Annotated in this window: 18 protein-coding genes and 1 pseudogene; 7 read left to right on the top strand and 12 right to left on the bottom strand. The window is 61.4% G+C overall.

Translation table 11 applies throughout. From position 1 onward, the window contains the following. Nucleotides 1-82 precede the first annotated feature (82 nt). Both D3M70_RS12870 and D3M70_RS12865 read left to right on the top strand, forming a co-directional pair. The gene (locus D3M70_RS12870) at nt 83-319 is read left to right on the top strand and encodes a hypothetical protein (RefSeq protein ID WP_133306464.1); all 237 of its coding nucleotides are present in this window, start codon (nt 83-85) and stop codon (nt 317-319) included. A 205-nt stretch (nt 320-524) separates the two neighbouring features. Beyond that, the gene (locus tag D3M70_RS12865) at nt 525-1,346 is read left to right on the top strand and encodes an alpha/beta fold hydrolase (RefSeq protein WP_120126135.1); all 822 of its coding nucleotides are present in this window, start codon (nt 525-527) and stop codon (nt 1,344-1,346) included. A 297-nt stretch (nt 1,347-1,643) separates the two neighbouring features. Here the strand turns inward: D3M70_RS12865 and D3M70_RS12855 are convergent, their stop codons facing one another. Beyond that, nucleotides 1,644-1,901: a hypothetical protein gene (locus D3M70_RS12855; protein WP_133306463.1), complete on the bottom strand. Its 258-nt coding sequence runs from the start codon at nt 1,899-1,901 to the stop codon at nt 1,644-1,646. Nucleotides 1,902-2,210: 309 nt separating this feature from the next. Between D3M70_RS12855 and D3M70_RS12850 the strand changes: the two genes are divergently transcribed. Beyond that, nucleotides 2,211-2,672, top strand: a complete 462-nt coding sequence (locus D3M70_RS12850) for a transposase (protein ID WP_120126290.1) — start codon at nt 2,211-2,213, stop codon at nt 2,670-2,672. A 390-nt stretch (nt 2,673-3,062) separates the two neighbouring features. Here D3M70_RS12850 and D3M70_RS12845 read toward each other — a convergent pair whose 3' ends face one another. Genes D3M70_RS12845 through D3M70_RS12830 form a run of 4 tightly spaced genes read right to left on the bottom strand, consistent with a single transcriptional unit; the run spans nt 3,063 to nt 7,898 of the window. Continuing rightward, a complete protein-coding gene (locus D3M70_RS12845) occupies nt 3,063-4,544 on the bottom strand; it encodes an efflux transporter outer membrane subunit (protein WP_120126132.1) in 1,482 nt (493 codons plus the stop codon). Nucleotides 4,545-4,599: 55 nt separating this feature from the next. Continuing rightward, on the bottom strand, nt 4,600-6,213 hold the full coding sequence (locus D3M70_RS12840) for a DHA2 family efflux MFS transporter permease subunit (RefSeq protein ID WP_120126131.1): 1,614 nt from the start codon (nt 6,211-6,213) through the stop codon (nt 4,600-4,602). Beyond that, nucleotides 6,210-7,349 carry an HlyD family secretion protein gene (locus D3M70_RS12835; RefSeq protein WP_120126130.1) on the bottom strand — a complete coding sequence of 380 codons (1,140 nt, stop codon included), beginning with the start codon at nt 7,347-7,349 and terminating at the stop codon, nt 6,210-6,212. Before D3M70_RS12835 ends, D3M70_RS12840 begins: the two co-directional genes overlap by 4 nt. 6 nt (nt 7,350-7,355) lie before the next feature. Further along, entirely contained in the window at nt 7,356-7,898 is a 543-nt protein-coding gene (locus D3M70_RS12830) for a helix-turn-helix domain-containing protein (RefSeq protein ID WP_120126129.1), read from the bottom strand. Nucleotides 7,899-8,059: 161 nt separating this feature from the next. Here D3M70_RS12830 and D3M70_RS33130 point away from each other — a divergent pair. Both D3M70_RS33130 and D3M70_RS33125 read left to right on the top strand, forming a co-directional pair. Beyond that, a pseudogene (locus D3M70_RS33130) lies at nt 8,060-8,187 on the top strand (thioredoxin); the annotation flags it as partial. A 1-nt stretch (nt 8,188) separates the two neighbouring features. After that, nucleotides 8,189-8,347 (top strand): thioredoxin family protein (locus D3M70_RS33125; RefSeq protein ID WP_256659840.1); only part of this gene is annotated, 159 nt, incomplete at its 5' end. 87 nt (nt 8,348-8,434) lie between these two features. On the opposite strand, the gene D3M70_RS12820 is transcribed toward D3M70_RS33125, so the two are convergent. The 5 genes from D3M70_RS12820 to D3M70_RS12800 form a co-directional block, all read right to left on the bottom strand. Then, a complete protein-coding gene (locus tag D3M70_RS12820; RefSeq protein WP_120126127.1) occupies nt 8,435-9,100 on the bottom strand; it encodes a response regulator transcription factor in 666 nt (221 codons plus the stop codon). Nucleotides 9,101-9,428: 328 nt separating this feature from the next. Further along, the gene (locus D3M70_RS12815; RefSeq protein ID WP_120126126.1) at nt 9,429-10,220 is read right to left on the bottom strand and encodes an ABC transporter permease; all 792 of its coding nucleotides are present in this window, start codon (nt 10,218-10,220) and stop codon (nt 9,429-9,431) included. Beyond that, on the bottom strand, nt 10,217-10,951 hold the full coding sequence (locus D3M70_RS12810; RefSeq protein ID WP_120126125.1) for an ABC transporter ATP-binding protein: 735 nt from the start codon (nt 10,949-10,951) through the stop codon (nt 10,217-10,219). Before D3M70_RS12810 ends, D3M70_RS12815 begins: the two co-directional genes overlap by 4 nt. After that, nucleotides 10,948-11,907, bottom strand: coding sequence for a YVTN family beta-propeller repeat protein (locus D3M70_RS12805; RefSeq protein WP_120126124.1), 960 nt, complete (start codon nt 11,905-11,907; stop codon nt 10,948-10,950). The genes D3M70_RS12810 and D3M70_RS12805 overlap by 4 nt, the downstream gene beginning before the upstream one ends. 69 nt (nt 11,908-11,976) lie before the next feature. Next, the gene (locus tag D3M70_RS12800; RefSeq protein WP_120126123.1) at nt 11,977-13,182 is read right to left on the bottom strand and encodes an ABC transporter substrate-binding protein; all 1,206 of its coding nucleotides are present in this window, start codon (nt 13,180-13,182) and stop codon (nt 11,977-11,979) included. A 204-nt stretch (nt 13,183-13,386) separates the two neighbouring features. On the opposite strand from D3M70_RS12800, the gene cobF reads away from it, so the two are divergent. Together cobF and D3M70_RS12790 are read left to right on the top strand one after the other, a co-directional pair. Beyond that, the gene (cobF, locus tag D3M70_RS12795; protein ID WP_120126122.1) at nt 13,387-14,163 is read left to right on the top strand and encodes a precorrin-6A synthase (deacetylating); all 777 of its coding nucleotides are present in this window, start codon (nt 13,387-13,389) and stop codon (nt 14,161-14,163) included. A gap of 367 nt (nt 14,164-14,530) precedes the next feature. Next, nucleotides 14,531-15,877, top strand: a complete 1,347-nt coding sequence (locus tag D3M70_RS12790) for an MFS transporter (protein ID WP_120126121.1) — start codon at nt 14,531-14,533, stop codon at nt 15,875-15,877. A gap of 127 nt (nt 15,878-16,004) precedes the next feature. Here the strand turns inward: D3M70_RS12790 and D3M70_RS12785 are convergent, their stop codons facing one another. Both D3M70_RS12785 and D3M70_RS12780 read right to left on the bottom strand, forming a co-directional pair. Then, entirely contained in the window at nt 16,005-16,478 is a 474-nt protein-coding gene (locus D3M70_RS12785) for an AraC family transcriptional regulator (protein WP_120126120.1), read from the bottom strand. A gap of 100 nt (nt 16,479-16,578) precedes the next feature. Then, nucleotides 16,579-17,415, bottom strand: coding sequence for an AraC family transcriptional regulator (locus D3M70_RS12780; RefSeq protein ID WP_120126119.1), 837 nt, complete (start codon nt 17,413-17,415; stop codon nt 16,579-16,581). Nucleotides 17,416-17,439 lie beyond the last annotated feature (24 nt).

The following is a 17,439-nucleotide window of genomic DNA, read 5'->3' as shown; positions in this document are numbered from 1 at the left end:
GTTCTCGGACGACGGCAAGTCAGCGGCCATTGCTGTCGGGAATTTCACATCGGCTGCATCCACGAAACGACAGGTGATGATCATGAGTGTGTTCACAGGGACAGTGGTAAAGCTAAACGTCGATCAAAGGTTCGGCTGGATCAAGTACGAGCCGGATAACGAAGCCGATGATGACGAGATTTACTTTTTCTGGGGCGATAGGCGCGATGAGCTTCCCAAGGTCGGCACAGAGGTGACGTTCGACCGCAAGCGCGACCCCGAGAAACCTGATGCAGAGGATAGCTACATCGCAACGAACGTCACCCCGACGAAGCCGTAGCGGGTGGGTCTGCAAGGTAGGGATCAACGACCGGCCCGGCATGACGTCGGCCGGTCATCATTCACCGGGTTTTATCAGGCACAGCGTCCCCGGGCCGAGCATTTCTGCAGGTGCAACGGATCAAACAAGCACATACCTTCAAGGCACATTCACAATCCCGGACTACGCTCAATCTTCCCTGCTCACTTCCCGAGGATTGCGTCCCATGTCTATCTTGACCCTGAAAGACGGCACCGAGTTTTTCTACAAAGACTGGGGCACCGGTCAGCCCATCGTGTTCTCCCATGGCTGGCCGCTCGATGGCGATGCCTGGGATGCGCAGATGCTGTTCCTCGGTCAGAACGGCTATCGCGTCATCGCTCATGACCGCCGTGGCCATGGTCGCTCGGGTCAGACCTGGGACGGCAACGACATGGACACCTACGCCGATGACCTGGCGCAGCTGTTCGAAGCGCTGGACCTCAAGGACGTGATCATGATCGGTCACTCCACTGGCGGTGGCGAAGTGGCGCGTTACATCGGCCGTCACGGCACCTCGCGGGTCGCCAGGGCGGTGCTGATTGGCGCGGTTCCGCCAATCATGCTGAAAACCGATGCTAACCCTGAAGGCCTGCCGATCGAGGTGTTCGATGGCATCCGCGCAGGCTTCACCGCCGACCGCTCGCAGTTCTTCAAGGACCTTGCCGTGCCGTTCTTCGGCTTCAACCGCGACGGCACGAAAACCTCCCAGGGCGCCATCGACTCGTTCTGGTCCATTGGCATGCTTGGCAGCGTCAAGGGCGAGTTCGACTGCATCAAGGCCTTCTCGGAAACCGACTTCACCGAAGACCTGAAAAAGATCGACGTTCCAACCCTCATCCTGCATGGCGATGACGACCAGATCGTGCCGATCGTTGCGGCTGGTTACAAGAGTCACGAGTTGGTGAAAGGCTCGACGTTGCACGTGGTCAAGGGCGGCGCTCACGGCATGTGCACCGTGCAGCCGGATGAGATCAACAAGATATTGTTGGGGTTCATCAAGGGCTGATTTGTGCGTCTCCTTGTCCCGCGGTGAACGCCTTACCGGCGGACTTGTACGCCTTCGGCAGAAGATATCTCAGGTCAGAATGGGACCCACACCCTCGGCAGAAGCATCGTCGGCAAACTGGCACCCCATGCCTTTGGCAGAAGCATCGTCGGCAAGCCGGCACCCCATGCCTTAGACAGAGGCAATGCGGTGCTGGGCTCATGGCTTTTGATTCTGCCCGAAGGGCGTGGGAGGTCGCCGGGGTGGCGCTCCACCTTGTCGGCGATCGGCTGCGCAGCAGTCGTAGAATCAGACAACTCATTCCTCCTGACTCACCGCATGCCCAGTATTTGCTGCCGCTTCGCGCCAGATCGTCGGCAAGCCGGCCTCCCACGCCTTCGGCAGAAGCATCGTCGGCAAGCCGGCCTCCCACGCCTTCGGCAGAAGCATCGTCGGCACGCCGGCCTCCCACGCCTTCGGCAGAAGCATCGTCGGCAAGCCGGCCTCCCACGCCTTCGGCAGAAGCATCGTCGGCAAGCCGGCCTCCCACGCCTTCGGCAGAAGCATCGTCGGCAAGCCGGCCTCCCACGCCCTCGGCAGAAGCATCGTCGGCAAGCTGGCACCCCATGCCTTAGACAGAGGCAATGCGGTGCTGGGCTGATGGCTTTTGATTCTGCCCGGAGGGCGTGGGAGCCTGACTTGTCGGCGATCGGCTGCGCAGCAGTCGTAGAATCAGACAACTGGATTGTCTCTGGCAAGCCGCTTGCCAAAAAGCTCCCCCTTGCGCTTATTCACTTGAAATACCAAGCAAAAATCCCCTGCACGAATGATCGTCACTGCCTTCTAATCTTTGCCTGGACAGTTATCGCCAGAGGCAAAGGAATGCTGAAATCAACGCCCCACTCTCGCCAGCTACGCACCGGCCGATATTCCGGCCATCACCAACTTTACCTACTCACCACCACCGTTCACTGCCGCTCCCCACTCTTCGCAGACTGGCGCATGGGAAGGTTGGTGGTAGACCAGTTCAGACTCGCCGAAGCAGAAGGCGCCGCTCATTCGTTGGCTTGGGTGGTGATGCCTGATCATTTTCATTGGCTCATCGAACTGCGCGACAGCTCGTTATCGGCACTGATGCGACGCGCGAAGTCTCGCAGTGCTCACAGCATCAATCATGCTCTGGGTAGGCAGTGTCAGGTCTGGCAAAAGGGGTTTCATGATCGCGCGCTCAGATCTGAGGAAGATATCAAAGGGATCGCGCGTTACGTAGTCGCCAACCCACTACGTGCGGGATTGGTCAAGCGAATCGGCGACTACCCATTGTGGGACGCGATCTGGCTACCCTGAAGTTACGGATGCCCGGCGCGTCTGTCTGACTCACCACATGCCCAGTATTTGCTGCCGCTTCGCGCCAGATCGTCGGCAAGCCGGCCTCCTACGCCTTCGGCAGAAGCATCGTCGGCAAGCCGGCCTCCTACGCCTTCGGCAGAAGCATCGTCGGCAAGCCGGCTTCCTACGCCTTCGGCAGAAGCATCGTCGGCAAGCCGGCCTCCTACGCCTCCGTCAGAAGCATCGTCGGCAAGCCGGCCTCCCACGCCTTCGGCAGAGGCAGTGTTGTGTGGGTCGCATGGCTTTGATTCTGCCCGAAGGGCGTGGGAGGTCGCCGGGGTGGCGCTCCACCTTGTCGGCGATCGGCTGCGCAGCAGTCGTAAGGCTACGTAACTCGATGAGATGCAATCACCGCTTGGCCACGTTCTCCTTCGTTGCCTGCGGCCAGCCGCCGCCCAAAGCGCGAAAGGTGGAGACGGCAGCGCGGGCACCGTCGGCGTGCAGTTGCGCCAGTTGATCCCTTGAGACCAGCAACTGGCGATCCTCATCCAGCACCTCCACCAGACTGATCGCGCCGCCTTTGTAGGCGTCTTGCGCAGCGTCGCGGGCGGTCTGGTGGGCGGCGACCTCTTGATCGACTTCCAGGCGCTGCGATTCCAGTTCGACCAGCGTGACGATGGCGTTCTCGACATCTTCGGTGGCTTTCAACATCACCTGACGGTACTCGGCCAGGGCTTCGGCGTTGGCGCCTTTGGCCTGGGCCACTTCGGCGTCGACGCGACCGAAGTCGAACAGGCGCCAGTGAAGGCCAAGAATCGCTTGCGGCTGGAACGCTGACGAGGTGAACAGTTGCCCGCTGTGAGCGGTGTCGAAGCCCAACAGACCGGACAGCGAAACCTTGGGGTAATACTCGGAAATCGCCGCGCCGATTCGCGCATTGGACGCCGCCAGTTTGCGCTCGGCAGCGATCACATCCGGTCGACGACGCAGTAACTCAGCAGGGCCTTCGGAGTCACTGATGGTCGGCACGCTGTACTGTGGCGAGCTGTTTTTCAGTTCCTGGGAATACGTGCCAGGTTGTGCGCCCATCAGCACGTCCAGTCGGTTCAACTGGGTTGCCAGTTCAGTGCGCAACGGCGGGATGGTCGCCCGCGCCTGCAAGACCAGCGCCTGGGCCTGCGCCTGTTCGCGATTGGTTGCCAGGCCGCTGCCCATGCGGTCCTTGATCAGATCGAGCAACCCGTTCTGGGTCTTGACCTGATCCTCGGCCACCGCCAGCCGTTGCTGAGCGCCGCGAATGCGAAAGTAGGCATCGGCGGCCTCGGACGCCACCGAAATCCGCACGCCGACATGGCTCGCTTCCGCCGCCTGCGCTTCGTCTACCGCAGCTTCCTCGCCACGTTTCAGGCCTCCTGCAAGGTCGGCCTCCCAACTGGCGCCGACGCCAATGGTTTCCAGCGTCTGATTGCGGTCGTAACCGGGAAAGGTACTGCCGACCTGACCCTGTGAGCTCTCGGTGGATTGACGCTGACGGACCGCCCTGGCATCCAGCGCACCCTGCGGCAAGCGAATCGCACCGGCCTGTTGCGCCACGGCGCGCGCCTGTTCGACGCGGGCGAAGGATTTCGCCAGGTCCAGATTCTGATCCAGCACGCGCTGGATGATGCGGGTCAGTTCCGGGTCATTAAAACCGGTCCACCAGGTGTCCAGCGCAGGGGCGGGGGTATCGCCCACGCGTTGCTGCAACAGGGACTGGTTCTGGTAGGTCGCGGTCAGGGTGTTTTCCGGCTTATGGTAATCAGGGCCGACGGTGCAACCGGCCAGCGCAATGAACAGCGTGCTGAAGGCAAAGAGGCCAGTGCGTTTGAAACGAGACGCCAGGGTGTTCATGGGGCTGTCCTCGAAGCGGGGTGCTGAAAATGAGAAAAGAGCATTCATGTCGGTCTCAATGCGCGTCGGCCGAAGGGGCCTTCGGGGGTTCGACCTTGCGCATCAGCGGGACCATGGCCACGGCGATGATGAAACAGACCATGATCGCCAGGAATGCGTCGGAGTAGGTCTGGGTCTGCGCCTCGCGATAGGTCAACAGCCACAGTTGGTGCAGCGCCGAGTTGCTTGCGTCTGCGGCGTTCTGGCCCAGGCTTGCGAAGTTGCCGGTGACCGTCGACAGCCAGTTGTTCATGGCTTCGTTGCTGTCGTTCAGATGCTCGGCCAAGTGGGTGAAATGCAGGTTGGTGCGGTCGTTGAGGATCGTGGCACAGGCCGCGATGCCGATGGCGCCACCCAGGTTACGCATCAGGTTGAACAGCCCCGACGCCTGCTTGAGCCGTGAAGGATGCAAGCCACCCAGGGTCAGGGTCACGGTCGGCGGCACCGCCATCTGTTGAGCGAAACCGCGAATGGCTTGCGGAAGCAACAGCTCATGGCCGCCCCAATCGTGGGTGATCGGCGAAAAGTCCCACATCGACAGGGCGAACAGCGACAGGCCGAACATCATGATCCAGCGCAGGTCGACGCGATTGGCGAGAAAGCCGTACACCGGAATCGCCAGCAACTGAAACACACCGGTGGAAAAGATCGCTTCGCCAATCTCCAGTGCGCTGTAGCCGCGCACCCGGCCCAGAAACAGCGGCGTCAGGTAAATCGTGGCAAACAGGCCAATGCCGGTGACAAAAGAAAAGAAACAGCCAAGGGCGAAGTTGCGGTCCTTGAGGGCGCGCAGGTCCACCACCGGGTTGCTCACCATCAGCGTGCGGGTGATGAACGCAACGCCCGAGACGCCCGAAACCCAGGCAGTGGTGAGGATGGTCTGGTCGCTGAACCAGTTCCAGCGCGGGCCTTCTTCCAGGGTGTACTCCAGGCAACCGAGGAACAGTGCGAGAAACACCATGCTGACGTAATCCGCGCCTTTGAGCAGCTTCAAATCGGCTGAGTCGATGTTGACCAGAATCGGTACCGCGATGGCAACGAAAATCCCCGGCACCAGGTTGATGTAGAACAGCCAGTGCCAGGACGACACGTCGGTGATCCAGCCGCCGATCACCGGACCCAGCGTCGGCGCCAACGAGGCAATGGCACCGATGGTCGAGGCGGCGATGACCCGCTGTTTGCCGGTGAAGAACATGAAGGCCGAGGTGAACACCATCGGGATCATCGAACCGCCGAGAAAGCCTTGCAGGGCACGAAAGGCGATCATGCTCTGGATGTTCCAGGCCAGACCGCACAACAGGCTGGCGAGGGTGAAACCGACCGCCGATGCACAAAACAGCCAGCGGGTGGAGAACACCCGGGCGAGCCAGCCGGACAGGGGAATCACCACGATTTCGGCGATCAGGTAGCTGGTCTGAACCCAGGCGGTTTCGTCGGAACCGGCAGACAGGCCACCGCCAATGTCACGCAGTGAAGCGGAAACGATCTGGATGTCGAGCAAGGCGATGAACATCCCCAGACACATGCTGGCGAAGGCGAAAACCTTGGCGACTGTTGCCATCGACGCGGCGTCTACCGGGCCTTTGGGTTTTGCCGCAAATGCGCCGGCATTGGCGGTGGCGGCACTCATGGCGCTGACTTCCCGTCAGCAGCGCTGGCGACGTGAACCGGTTGTGACGCGTCGGCTTTGGTATCGACTTCAGCGACGACCGAGAGCCCCGGACGCAGTTTGCCGAGGTGACCGTCTTCGCCGTCCAGATACACGCGGACCGGAACCCGCTGCACGATCTTGGTGAAGTTGCCCGTCGCGTTTTCCGGCGGCAGCACGCTGAATTGCGAGCCGGTCGCCGGGGCGAGGCTGTCCAGATGACCGTGGAACACCTGGCCTGGCAGCACGTCGGCTTCGATGGTCACGGCCTGGCCGGGGTGCATGTGCTGCAACTGGTCTTCCTTGAAGTTGGCATCGACCCACAGGCCGGTGGCGGGGACGACCGACAGCAACTGAGTGCCTGCGGCGGCATAAGCGCCGACCCGTGCCCGACGGTTGCCGATCACGCCGTCGACCGGCGCGCGCAATTCGGTGTAGCCGACGTTGAGGCGGGCCATGTCGCGTTCGGCTTTGGCTTGTTCCAGCGCGGCGCGAGCCTGTTGTTTCTGCGTCGAGATCACATCGAGCTGGCGTTGTGAGGCGAGCATCGAAGCCTGCGCCTTGGCACCGTTGGCCTGCGCGGTTTTGTAGGTGGCATCGGCGCGCTGGAAGCTTTCAACCGAGACCGCCGAGCGACCGGACAACACTTGATAACGCACCTGATCGTCCCGCGAGCGCACGGTTTCGGCGTTCGCCGCATCGATTCCCGCTTTCGCCTGACTGACCACCGCGTGTTGCAGCTGCTCGGTGGCGTCGAGGTTCGCCAGCAGGGCTTGTTCCGCCGCAACGGCGCCTTCTGCCTTGTTCAGCGCGGCAACGTAATCGCGATCATCGATCTTCACCAGCAGATCGCCGGCGTGCACGAACTGGTTATCGACCACTTTCAGTTCAGTGATGTACCCCGGCACTTTCGGGCCGATGACGGTCACGTCACCCCCGACATAAGCGTCGTCGGTGGATTCCAGAAAACGGCCGACGGTCCACCAGTGCATGCCAACGATCACCGCGCCGACCACGATGACGGCGGCAAGCAACATCAGGATCAGACGCTTGCCCCGAGCGGGTTTCGGCGATGCCACGGCAACGGCGGGCTCGGTGACGGTTTGGGGGTTGTTCATCGCGAATTACCTGTTGAGCTGCAGTGGTTGGGAAGGGGGAAGCGAGTCGCGGTAGGCATTGCGGCGGGCACGGCCAGCCTCCAGACGCCATGCCGAAAGGCTCTCGGTCGGGCCGTTGTAGCGAAGGCCGTGCTCACGCATGTTGATGCGCTTGCCGGTGTTGGCGTCGGCCAGCACCAGGTCGACTGGCTGGCCACTGGTTACGTCGATCAGTTCGATGTTCGAACCGTTGGGTGAAAAGTGTTTGCTGCCCCATTTCATCAGGGTCAGCACCACCGGACGGAAGTCACGGCCGCTTTCGGTCAGCACGTAGTCGTAACGCGGAGGTTTGTCGGTGTAGGTGTGCTTTTCCACCAGACCGGACTCGATCAGACCGCTCAAACGGCGAGTCAGGGTGTTGGAAGCGATGCCCAGGCTTTTCTGGAATTCGTCGAAACGGCTCAGTCCATAGGACATGTCGCGCAGGATCAGGATGTTCCACCAATCACCGACGTGCTCGAGGCTGTGAGCAATCGGGCAGGGCATGTCGGCGAAGCTTTTCTTCTTCATGACCGGATCTCCAGAGCGAAGGCTGCTGAGAAATGATGGTCGTAATTTAAGCTTGTGACTTTCATTATGCAAGTCACTATTTTAATGGGAGTGATAGCCGGGGTTTTGCGCCGGGCTTTGGCAGGCCGCTACACTCCCAGGATCGTGATGGGAGATTTCACATGACCAATGAGCCTTACGTCCCCGAAACCCTGACTCGCGCTGAAGTGGATGCGCTGGAGGGGGCGAGTGTCATCGAGTTCGGCACCAACTGGTGCGGTCACTGCACCGCGGCCCAGCCAATGATTGGNGAAGACGGCAGTGGCAGGCGGCTGGGACGTTCGTTTGGCGTGAAGTTGTGGCCGACGCTGGTGTTCATGCGCGACGGCCAGGAAGTCGCGCGATTGGTGCGCCCGACCAAAGTGAGTTACATCGAAGAAGCATTCGAGACGCTGGCGCAGCAGGGGTGACGGGCTGTTTTTGATTCTGGCTGGAGAATGATTGTCTTGGCTTCCCAGATATCTGTAGCAGTCCGGCCGGGCAGATAATGGAAGCCGCTACCTGCGCAAATACGCCGCAAAATCGATATCCCCGGCACTCAGGATCGCCTGCACCCGGTTGTGCACGTTGAGCTTGCGCAGAATGGCCGACACGTGGGCCTTCACCGTGGTTTCGGCGATCGCCAGGCTGTAGGCGATCTGTTTGTTGGAGTCGCCTTTGGTCATGCGTTCCAGCACCAGCAATTGCTTGCGAGTCAGCGCCTGCAGCAGCTCCGGCGCAAAGTGCGGCGCGTCGTAGCCACTGCGCCGGGTCGTACTCTTATGGCTACGGATGATGTCCGAGGGCAAGTACACGTTGCCATTGAGAATCTGCTCGATGGCCTCGGTCATCTGCTTTCGCGGCGAGGATTTGGTGATGAACCCCACCGCGCCATAGGTGATCGCCTGCAACACCACCTGTTTGTCCTGCTCGGCGGACACGATCACCACGGGAATGGTCGGCGCTTCGTTGCGCAGGTTCATCAGGCCGTTGAGACCGTGCATCCCCGGCATGTTCAGGTCCAGCAGAATCAGGTCCAGATCGTCATGGTTGCGCGTCAGGGCCAGGGCGCTGTCGAGGTCTTCGGTTTCCATCACTTCGCTGCCGGGGAAGCCGTCGCTGATGACGTTGTGAATCGCTTCGCGAAACAGCGGGTGATCGTCGGCGATCAGGATCTTGTACATGGTTTTTCACCGTTCTTATTGTTGATGCCGTTCAGCGCAAGGGTTCGGGTTGAGCAGGTTCTACCCGGCGAATGACAACGCACGCCGCAGGGTGAGCATTCCTTGTTCTATGCCTTGCATTACAAGCCAGTCCCGCTGCTTTGGGAATGCGACCATAGAGAGGAAAACCCGTACCAAAGTCGTAATTTCCGACGCGCGGATCACACCTCAAAGACGCATCTTTTGGCGAAAGCGGGGTGTCGGTCATGTCAGCCTGCACAGACATGACGCTTTCGCCAGCAAGCCGGTTCCCGCACCGGCATCACTACATCCAGGCACATCGCGGTGCTTAACCTGCCTTGCGCACCGCCGCATGCTGCGGGTTGAACGTCAGCACCGCGAGCCAGGCGAACAACAGCGTCAAGACCAGACACACCGCCAGCGCCAGCGGATTGAGCCGTTCATACAGCGCGTAACGCACCAGCTCCACTGCATGACTGAACGGGTTGACCGCGCACAACCCGTACAACCATTGGCTGGCCTCGCGCATTTTCCACAGCGGGTACAGCGCCGACGACAGGAAGAACAGCGGGAAGATCACGAAATTCATCACCCCGGCAAAGTTCTCCAGCTGGCGAATGGCGTTAGACAGCAGCAAGCCCAGGGCGCTGAGCATCAACGCCACCAGCAGCAAGGCGGGCAACGCGGCGAACAGGCCAAACGCGGGCGGTCGCACGCCGTAAATCCAAGCCACCGCAAGAAACGCGTAGACCTGCAACAGGGAAATCAGCGAGGTCGCCAACAGCTTGCTCACCAGCAGAAAAGTGCGGGGCAGGGGACTGGTAAGCAGCACGCGCATGCTGCCCATCTCGCGGTCGTACACCATCGACAACGAACCCTGCATGCCATTGAACAGCAGGATCATGCAGGCCAATCCCGGAATGATGTACACCTCGTAGGGAATGTAGGTGTCATAAGGCTCGATGATGGCGATGCCCAGCGCCGCGCGAAACCCGGCGGCGAACACCAGCAGCCACAACAGCGGACGCACCAGAGCACTGAGAAACCGCGTGCGCTGCAGGACGAAACGCAGCCACTCGCGCAGGACGATGCCGCTGAAACACTGCCAGTAAGCGCTCATTGGCGGGCTCCGGATGAAGCGGTCAAGCGGGTGAAGGCCGTATCCAATTCGCCGCCATGTTCGGCACTGACGTCGCACGCCTGACCGCTGGCGACCAGCCGGCCCTGATGCAGAATCAGCAGGTCATCATCGTTGTGGACTTCATCGAGCAGGTGAGTGGTCCACAGCACACTGATGCCTTGCTCGCGACACAGGCTGCGCACGTGTTGATTGAGCGCCAGGCGACTGGCCGGATCGAGCCCGACGCTGGCCTCGTCCAGCAACAGCAGACGCGGCTGGTGCAACAGCGCTCGTGCGATTTCCACCCGACGCCGATGGCCGCCATTGAGTTCACGGACCCGCTCGCGGCGTCGCTCGATGAGCCCTTGGCGGGCCAGCTCCCGTTCCACCCGCTCGCTGACTTCCCGCCTTTGCAACCCATGCAGCGCGGCGTGATAACGCAGGTTCTGTTCCACGCTCAAATCCAGGTCCAGCGTGCTCTGCTGAAAGACCACGCCCATCTGCCGCAACGCCGGCCGCGGCGCCTGGCGCAAAGAATGCTCGCCCATGCGGATCTCGCCTTTTTGCAGGTCGTAAAGCCGGGTCAACAGCGCAATCAGCGTCGATTTCCCCGCACCATTGGGTCCCAGCAGCGCCGCGAACCGGCCAGGGGCGAGGGCGAATGAAACCTGACGCAATGCCTCTTGCGCGCCATAGGCGAAACTCAACTCGCTCACCTGCAAGGCGCTCATGGCGCCACCACCACACCCCACGGATAACGCCCGACCTTGATCGATTTGAGCACCTTGAGACTCGCAACGTCGATCACCGACACATCGCCGCTGACCCCGTTGGTCGCCAGCAATTGCTTCTGGTCCGGCGTGAACGACAACTGCCAGACCCTGCGCCCGACCAGCAGGTAATCGACGACTTCAAGGGTTCTGGCGTCGATGACCGCCACATGGTTCGCCGGCCCGAGCGCCACGAAGGCGTATTTGCCGTCGTCGCTGAGTTTGATCCCCACCGGTTGCACCTTGTCCGGGTGTACGCCTTTGATCTCGAACTTCAGGGTCTTGAGGATCTTGCGGCTGGCGACATCGATTACGCTCACCGTGCCGCCGATTTCCGCCGACGACCACAGCTGCGAGCCATCCTTGTTGAACTCGACGAAACGCGGCCGCTGATCCACCAGGGTGTTATCAGCCAGGGTCTGAGTGCGGGTGTCGATCCAGTGCAGCATGTTGGTGGTTTCACTGGTGTTGACTGCCCACTTGCCATCGGGACTGACCGCCATGCCCTCCGGCTCGACGCCCACGTCTACCTGCGCCAGCACTTTCGAGGTTTCGGTGTCGATCACGGTCACCAGCGAGTCGTCTTCGTTGGAGACGTACAGCCAGCGATTGTTGGGGTGCAGGGCGAACTGCTCGGGGTCCTTGCCGGAGGGCAGTTCCTTGATGATCGTGTGCGTGGCAACGTCCATCACCTGCACCCGGTCCGAGTCGCTGGCGCAGATGTACAAAAGCTTGCCGTCGTGGGACAGCAGCAGGCCCCGGGGGCGCATGCCGACGGGCAGGGTCTGGGTGACCTGCAGCGTGTCCATGTCGATCAGGCTCAGGTTGTTGTCCTTCTCGTTGGAGACGAACGCGGTGGCGGCCAGGCTTGGCCCCGCGACGATAAGCAGAGCAGTGGCAATCAGAGTGCGGCGCATGGTGCGATCCTTGTTGTTGGCATTGTCTGGAATACGTACTGACTCGGGTTGCTAAAGGAAAAAAAGCAGTCAGAAATTGCACGTCACCTCCGGCTTGTCGTAACCGAGGCTGTCGAGTTCCGTGCCGGGGTGCAGAAAACCGTCCTGGGGCGAGGTGGTGACCAATGCACGCGGCTGCACCACTGGAATCGGCTGGCGCAACTGGCCATTCCAGGACCGGTAACTGAGCTTGCTGCCCTTGAAACCGTCCAGCGGCAGGTTGTCGCCCAGTTCCAGTTCGCGAATCTGCATGGCGTCAGTGCCGCGCAGGCGCGTAACGGCGCTGGCAATGCTGCGCACGGCCATCCAGGCCGCAAAGTCGCGGTCGTTCATCCAGCGCCCGGCAACGGCTTCGAAGCGCTTCTGCAGCTGTGCCGCACCATAGGTCTCGACGGTCTTGTGCCAGCCGGTGGGGGTCAGGCCTTGGGTACCCGCCACCGGGCGCGGATACCAGGTCTGGTAGGGCACGTACTCGCCGAAATCACCGCGCTCGTCGGCCACCAGCACCACGTCGTATTCGGCGGTCTGGGTAAACAGTGGCAGGTCGGCCTGGGCGCTGCGGCGCTGGTCGTTATCGAAGCTAAAGGTCTTCTCGGCGACGATGGTGTGGCCAAAGCGTTTTGCCGCCCGGCGCAGGGCACTGGCGTAGGCCTGATCCTCGGGCGTCTGACCGACGATCAACAGCCAGCGTTTCCAGCGCCGAACGGCGAGGAATTGCGCCAGCGCATCGGCCAGCATCGCCCGGCTGGGCAGGGTATGCAGAACGTTATGCAGGCACGACGTGCTGCGCAGGCTGTCATCGGGGCTGCCTGCATTGAACAGCAGACTGTCGGGCATCGCCAGGCTGAGTTGACGCAACGTGTCGACCGGCGCGTTGACCACGAACAGCCGCACACCTTGGTCGTGCTGAACGCTGGCTTGCTCCAGCAACGCCCCGGAGCTGTCGGCACTGGCGCTGATCAGGCTGTAACGGTGTTTGAGAAAACGCCCGGTGCTGTTGCTGTCGACGATGGCAAGCTGTGCGCCACGCAGCCCGGCGTCCGTCGGTTCGGGGATGACATTGGAAAGGATCGGCCCGGTGTGGGGGATGAACGCCAGATAGCCGATGGGCACCTGCAGCGGCTCGTCGGCCGCGCTGGTGTTCAGGGTCAGCAGCCCCCAGAGGCAGATCAAGACGGGCAGGCCTGGACGATAAAACCGGTGCATGAGCGACTCCCTGGCAGGTAGCGCCAGCATAGGAAGGCTCATCGGGCAACGAAATATGCAGAAAGTAGCGCTGGGCCGGTACCAAGGTCGTACGCCGGACGGCCGCTTCTCGTCTATCTGCGCGCCGTGGAGCTGTTCGCCAGCGCCCCACCGCCAGCCGAACTCCGGATGACGCTATAGTCCATCCACCTTCATCCGTGCATCGCGCACCTCAGAACGTCTGGAATGGCTCTCATGAAAACGATCCTGGTCATCGGCATCGGCGCGGGGAATCCCGAGTACATCACCGTGCAGGCGGTGAAGGCGCTGAATCGGGTGGATGTGTTTTTCCTGATGGACAAGGGCTCGGACAAGGACGCGCTCAATCGTCTGCGCAAGGACATCTGTGAGCGCTACATCACGGATCGACACTACCGAATCGTCGAGGCGTTGAACCCTGAACGCCAGCGCGAGGGCGTTGCTTATCGGCAGGCCGTGGACAACCTGAACAGTGAAAAGCAGCAGACCTTCGAACGCCTGATTGCAGAGGAGCTGGCCGAGGGCGAATGCGGGGCTTTTCTGGTCTGGGGCGACCCGTCACTGTACGACAGCACGATGCGGATTCTGGAGGCGATCATCGAAGGCGGGCGTCACGAGCTTCAGTACGAGGTGATTCCGGGGATCACCAGCGTTCAGGCGCTGACGGCCCGGCACAGAACGTCGCTCAATCACATCGGACGCTCGGTGCAGATCACCACGGGCCGGCGCCTGGCCGAAGGTTTTCCGGAAAATGCCGACAGCGTTGTCGTGATGCTGGATGCCAAAAACACCTACACGTCGCTGCAGGATCACGACCTCGATGTCTACTGGGGCGCGTATCTGGGAACGCCCGATGAGATTCTGATTGCCGGGAAGTTGCGGGACGTGGCGCAGGAGATCGAACGGGTGCGCAAGGCCGCCCGTGAAGCGAATGGCTGGATCATGGACACCTACTTGCTCAAGCGAAGCGGGCAAGACGATCTCGACCGTTAAACCGAGTGGTCGCACTGTTTTTGCAAACTTTTTTTCATCATGTTTCGTCAGCCGGTCTGCCCCCGGAACACGTGCGCTAGCGCCATGGCAACCGGGCAGGTTGTCGCAGGCGCGCTGGCCGGCAACGGTTGTACTGAACCGTTTCAACTGGCATAAAAGAAAAGGCTTCGGGCTGCAAAACCCAGAGAAACATGGGTGTCGGGTCGATGAAAAGCCTCGTGCCAAAACGACCCGCATTTGACAATACCATGCCCGTCGATGCCGCTGCCCCGAGCAGATATCAGCGCTAACCAGCCTGCCCTTCAACCTCATAGAGGCCATTCATTCGGCGTGCCCAAACGCCGTGCTGCACACAAGGAACGGACCATTGAGCGATCAATCAATTCCGAACTCTTCACTTGCCAGACTCTGCGACAAAATCGGTATCCCTTACCCCATGTTCTGGGGCTTCGTCGGCCTGTTGATCTTCATGATCGGCGACGGTGTCGAACTCGGATACCTCTCACCCTTCCTCAGCCAGCGCGGCATGCCCGGCGATGAAATCGCCATGGTGTTCACCCTCTACGGCGTCACGGTCGGCATCTCGTCCTGGCTCGCCGGCGCACTGTCCAACATCTGGGGCCCGAAGCGGGTCATGTTTCTCGGTCTGGTCATCTGGAGCGTGTTCGAGGTGCTGTTCCTCGTCTACGGTCTGCAGAAACTCAGCTACCCGATGATCCTTCTGACGTATGGCCTGCGCGGCTTCGGTTACCCGCTGTTCGCCTATGGCTTCCTGGTCTGGATCGCCGCTGCCACACCGCCGCGCAAGATGGGTCTGGCTGTCGGCTGGTTCTGGGTGGCCTACGCCGCAGGCCTGCCGACTTTGGGGTCGTTGGTGGCGAGCATCAGTATTCCCCTGATCGGCGCGCTGCAAACGTTCTGGCTGTCGTTCGCGCTGGTGGTCATCGGCGGGGCCATCGGTCTGATCGGCATGCGTGATGCGGCCGGCATGCGACGCCTGGCCCCCGAAGGCGAGAAGCCGATGGTGTCGATGGCCAAGAACATCACCATCATGTGGACGCGTCCGAAAGTGTCGCTCGCAGGGCTGGTGCGGGTGATCAACACCTCGTCGATGTTCGGCTTCCTGGTGGTGATGCCGGGGTTCTTCATGCACACCGTCGGGTTCACCCTCGAACAATGGTTGCGCCTGCTGACGATCGTCTTCGTGTTCAACATCATCGGCAACCTGACGTCCAGCGTGATCAGCACCCGGATCGGCTATCGCAACACCATCCTCTGGCTGGGCGCGGTAGGCAGCACGATCAGCACGCCGCTGTTCTTCTTCATGCCGCAGATGTTTCCCGACAACTTCCTCATCGCCTCGGTGTTCGGTGCGTTCTACGGCCTGACCCTGGCCTGCTTCGTGCCACTCTCGGCGCTGGCACCGGCGCTGGCGCCGCAGAACAAGGCCGCCGCGCTGTCAGTGCTGAGCCTGGGCGCTGGCGCATCGACCTGGGTCGGTCCGGCAGTGGTTGCGATCTTCCACGACCGTTTCGGGCTGGAAGGCGTGGTCATGGCGTTCTCTGGCCTGTATGCCCTGAGCGCGGTGATGACCGCCTTCCTCCAGGACCCGGAGCCGGTGCACGAACCGATCCTCATCAAGATCAAGCGCAAGATCAAGGTCCGCGCGCCGCGTCTGGATTACCGCTGGGCCCATGCCGAGGAGCCGAAGTAAGGACCCACGCTGCCATGAGTGAAGAGGCGGGCGGGGGGTTCCTGAGGACGCCCCGCCTGGGTTCAGACTCGCGGCATTTGGGCAACGAGCGCCGGCGCCCAGTTGCCTTTCTTCACCACAGGCGTGGTCAGAGCCGCCACTTCCCCGGCGTCTTTCCGAACTTCTTCGAAAACATCCGGGTGAAGTGAGACTGGTCAGCGAATCCGCACTCGGAGCTCACTTGAGAAATGGACAGCTGCGTCTGTTCCAGCAGCGCTTTGGCGCGGGTCAGTCGCGCCAGTTGAAACCAGTCTCGCGGGGCGAGTCCCGTGCTGTTCTTGAAGGCCCGTGAAAAATGGCTTCGGGACAGGGCGCACTCCCTGGCGACGGTCGCCACCTGAATGCCGGACACCAGATGTTCCATCATGAGCCGTTTGGCGGTTCGCTCCTGCCACGCACTGAGCCCCGCCCGTACGCGGTTGATTTCCAGCAGTCTCAGGTAAGCGCGGGCGAGGGTCATGATCCTGTCAGCACCGAGGCCTTCGGGTTCGATCAGGACGGGAGTCGGTTTGCCGCCGCCCGGGGTGGACTTGATGACTTCTGGAGCGCCTGCGTCGCGCATCGGTGACCTCTGAATTCTGGAGACGAGGTCTATTGTGGGCACCCCCTCTTCAGGGCAAGCGCCTGATCGGGCCGCGCAAGCGTCCTATTGGGCCATTGCGTCAGCCGCCTTTACGCAGTGCGCTCGGGGTCAGGCCCAGGTAGCGCTTGAACAGGCGGGCAAGGTAGGAGGCGGAGTCCAGGCCGACCGCATGGCTGACTTCCAGGATCGACAGCGAGGTGCCCGAGACCAGCCGGGCTGCGGTCTCGACGCGTGTGCGATTGGTGAAGTCCACCAGGGTTTCATTCGCGACGAGCTTGAATAGGCGGGTCAGATGCCGTCGCGACAGGTGGAACTGATGCCCGATGGACTCGATGCTCAGGTCGGCGTCGAGGTTCTCCCGCACGTAGCGCTGGATGTCCCGTACCAGCAGGGCACTGTGCTGGTGTTCGCTGACCTGCGGCAGCGTGGGCTGCGACGCGATCACCCGGGCGCACTCCTCGAACAGCAGGTGATTGAGATGCGGCAACTGGCGCTGGAAGGCTTGGGGCGATGCACTCCTGTGCAGTTGATCGTGCAGCGTGAGAATGCTGTCCAGTGTTTCAGTGCCGTGCCAGATTCCCGAGCGATCGATCTGCCGGGCGAAACCGCAGTAACCGTGGAGGTATCCCTGGTGTTTGACGTAGGCGGGGTCCACGTACAGGGTCATGTGTTTTTCCCGGCCCGGCGCCGCTTGGGTGGCGTGAGCGAAATCCGCAGGCACGAAGGAAAACGATTGGCGCGAAAGGTGTGAGGTCGGACTGCATTCGGTCGACAGAAACAGCCCGCCCTGACGTGGCAACAGCAACATATGGCAGTCATGGGCATGCCAGTCCACGGCATAGCCGGTGGTGTCGCTGGTTTCGAGCTCAAACACGCCGGACGACTTGCCCTTGAGCTTGGGCGACAGATAAGCCATGAGTGGACTCCTGTGTCAGTGCAC

The organism is Pseudomonas sp. LS-2, from assembly GCF_003605735.1.
Taxonomy (GTDB): Bacteria; Pseudomonadota; Gammaproteobacteria; order Pseudomonadales; family Pseudomonadaceae; genus Aquipseudomonas.
The sequence above is the reverse complement of the archived record's forward strand: the minus strand, read 5'-3'. Positions and strand labels throughout refer to the sequence as shown.

Excerpts from the sequence above, each read along its gene's own strand:
- D3M70_RS12870 (WP_133306464.1), top strand. The coding sequence starts at position 83 with ATGAGTGTGTTCACAGGGACAGTGGTAAAGCTAAACGTCGATCAAAGG.
- D3M70_RS12865 (WP_120126135.1), top strand. The coding sequence starts at position 525 with ATGTCTATCTTGACCCTGAAAGACGGCACCGAGTTTTTCTACAAAGAC.
- D3M70_RS12845 (WP_120126132.1), bottom strand. The coding sequence starts at position 4,544 with ATGAACACCCTGGCGTCTCGTTTCAAACGCACTGGCCTCTTTGCCTTC.
- D3M70_RS12840 (WP_120126131.1), bottom strand. The coding sequence starts at position 6,213 with ATGAGTGCCGCCACCGCCAATGCCGGCGCATTTGCGGCAAAACCCAAA.
- D3M70_RS12835 (WP_120126130.1), bottom strand. The coding sequence starts at position 7,349 with ATGAACAACCCCCAAACCGTCACCGAGCCCGCCGTTGCCGTGGCATCG.
- D3M70_RS12830 (WP_120126129.1), bottom strand. The coding sequence starts at position 7,898 with ATGAAGAAGAAAAGCTTCGCCGACATGCCCTGCCCGATTGCTCACAGC.
- D3M70_RS12820 (WP_120126127.1), bottom strand. The coding sequence starts at position 9,100 with ATGTACAAGATCCTGATCGCCGACGATCACCCGCTGTTTCGCGAAGCG.
- D3M70_RS12815 (WP_120126126.1), bottom strand. The coding sequence starts at position 10,220 with ATGAGCGCTTACTGGCAGTGTTTCAGCGGCATCGTCCTGCGCGAGTGG.
- D3M70_RS12810 (WP_120126125.1), bottom strand. The coding sequence starts at position 10,951 with ATGAGCGCCTTGCAGGTGAGCGAGTTGAGTTTCGCCTATGGCGCGCAA.
- D3M70_RS12805 (WP_120126124.1), bottom strand. The coding sequence starts at position 11,907 with ATGCGCCGCACTCTGATTGCCACTGCTCTGCTTATCGTCGCGGGGCCA.
- D3M70_RS12800 (WP_120126123.1), bottom strand. The coding sequence starts at position 13,182 with ATGCTGGCGCTACCTGCCAGGGAGTCGCTCATGCACCGGTTTTATCGT.
- cobF (WP_120126122.1), top strand. The coding sequence starts at position 13,387 with ATGAAAACGATCCTGGTCATCGGCATCGGCGCGGGGAATCCCGAGTAC.
- D3M70_RS12785 (WP_120126120.1), bottom strand. The coding sequence starts at position 16,478 with ATGCGCGACGCAGGCGCTCCAGAAGTCATCAAGTCCACCCCGGGCGGC.
- D3M70_RS12780 (WP_120126119.1), bottom strand. The coding sequence starts at position 17,415 with ATGGCTTATCTGTCGCCCAAGCTCAAGGGCAAGTCGTCCGGCGTGTTT.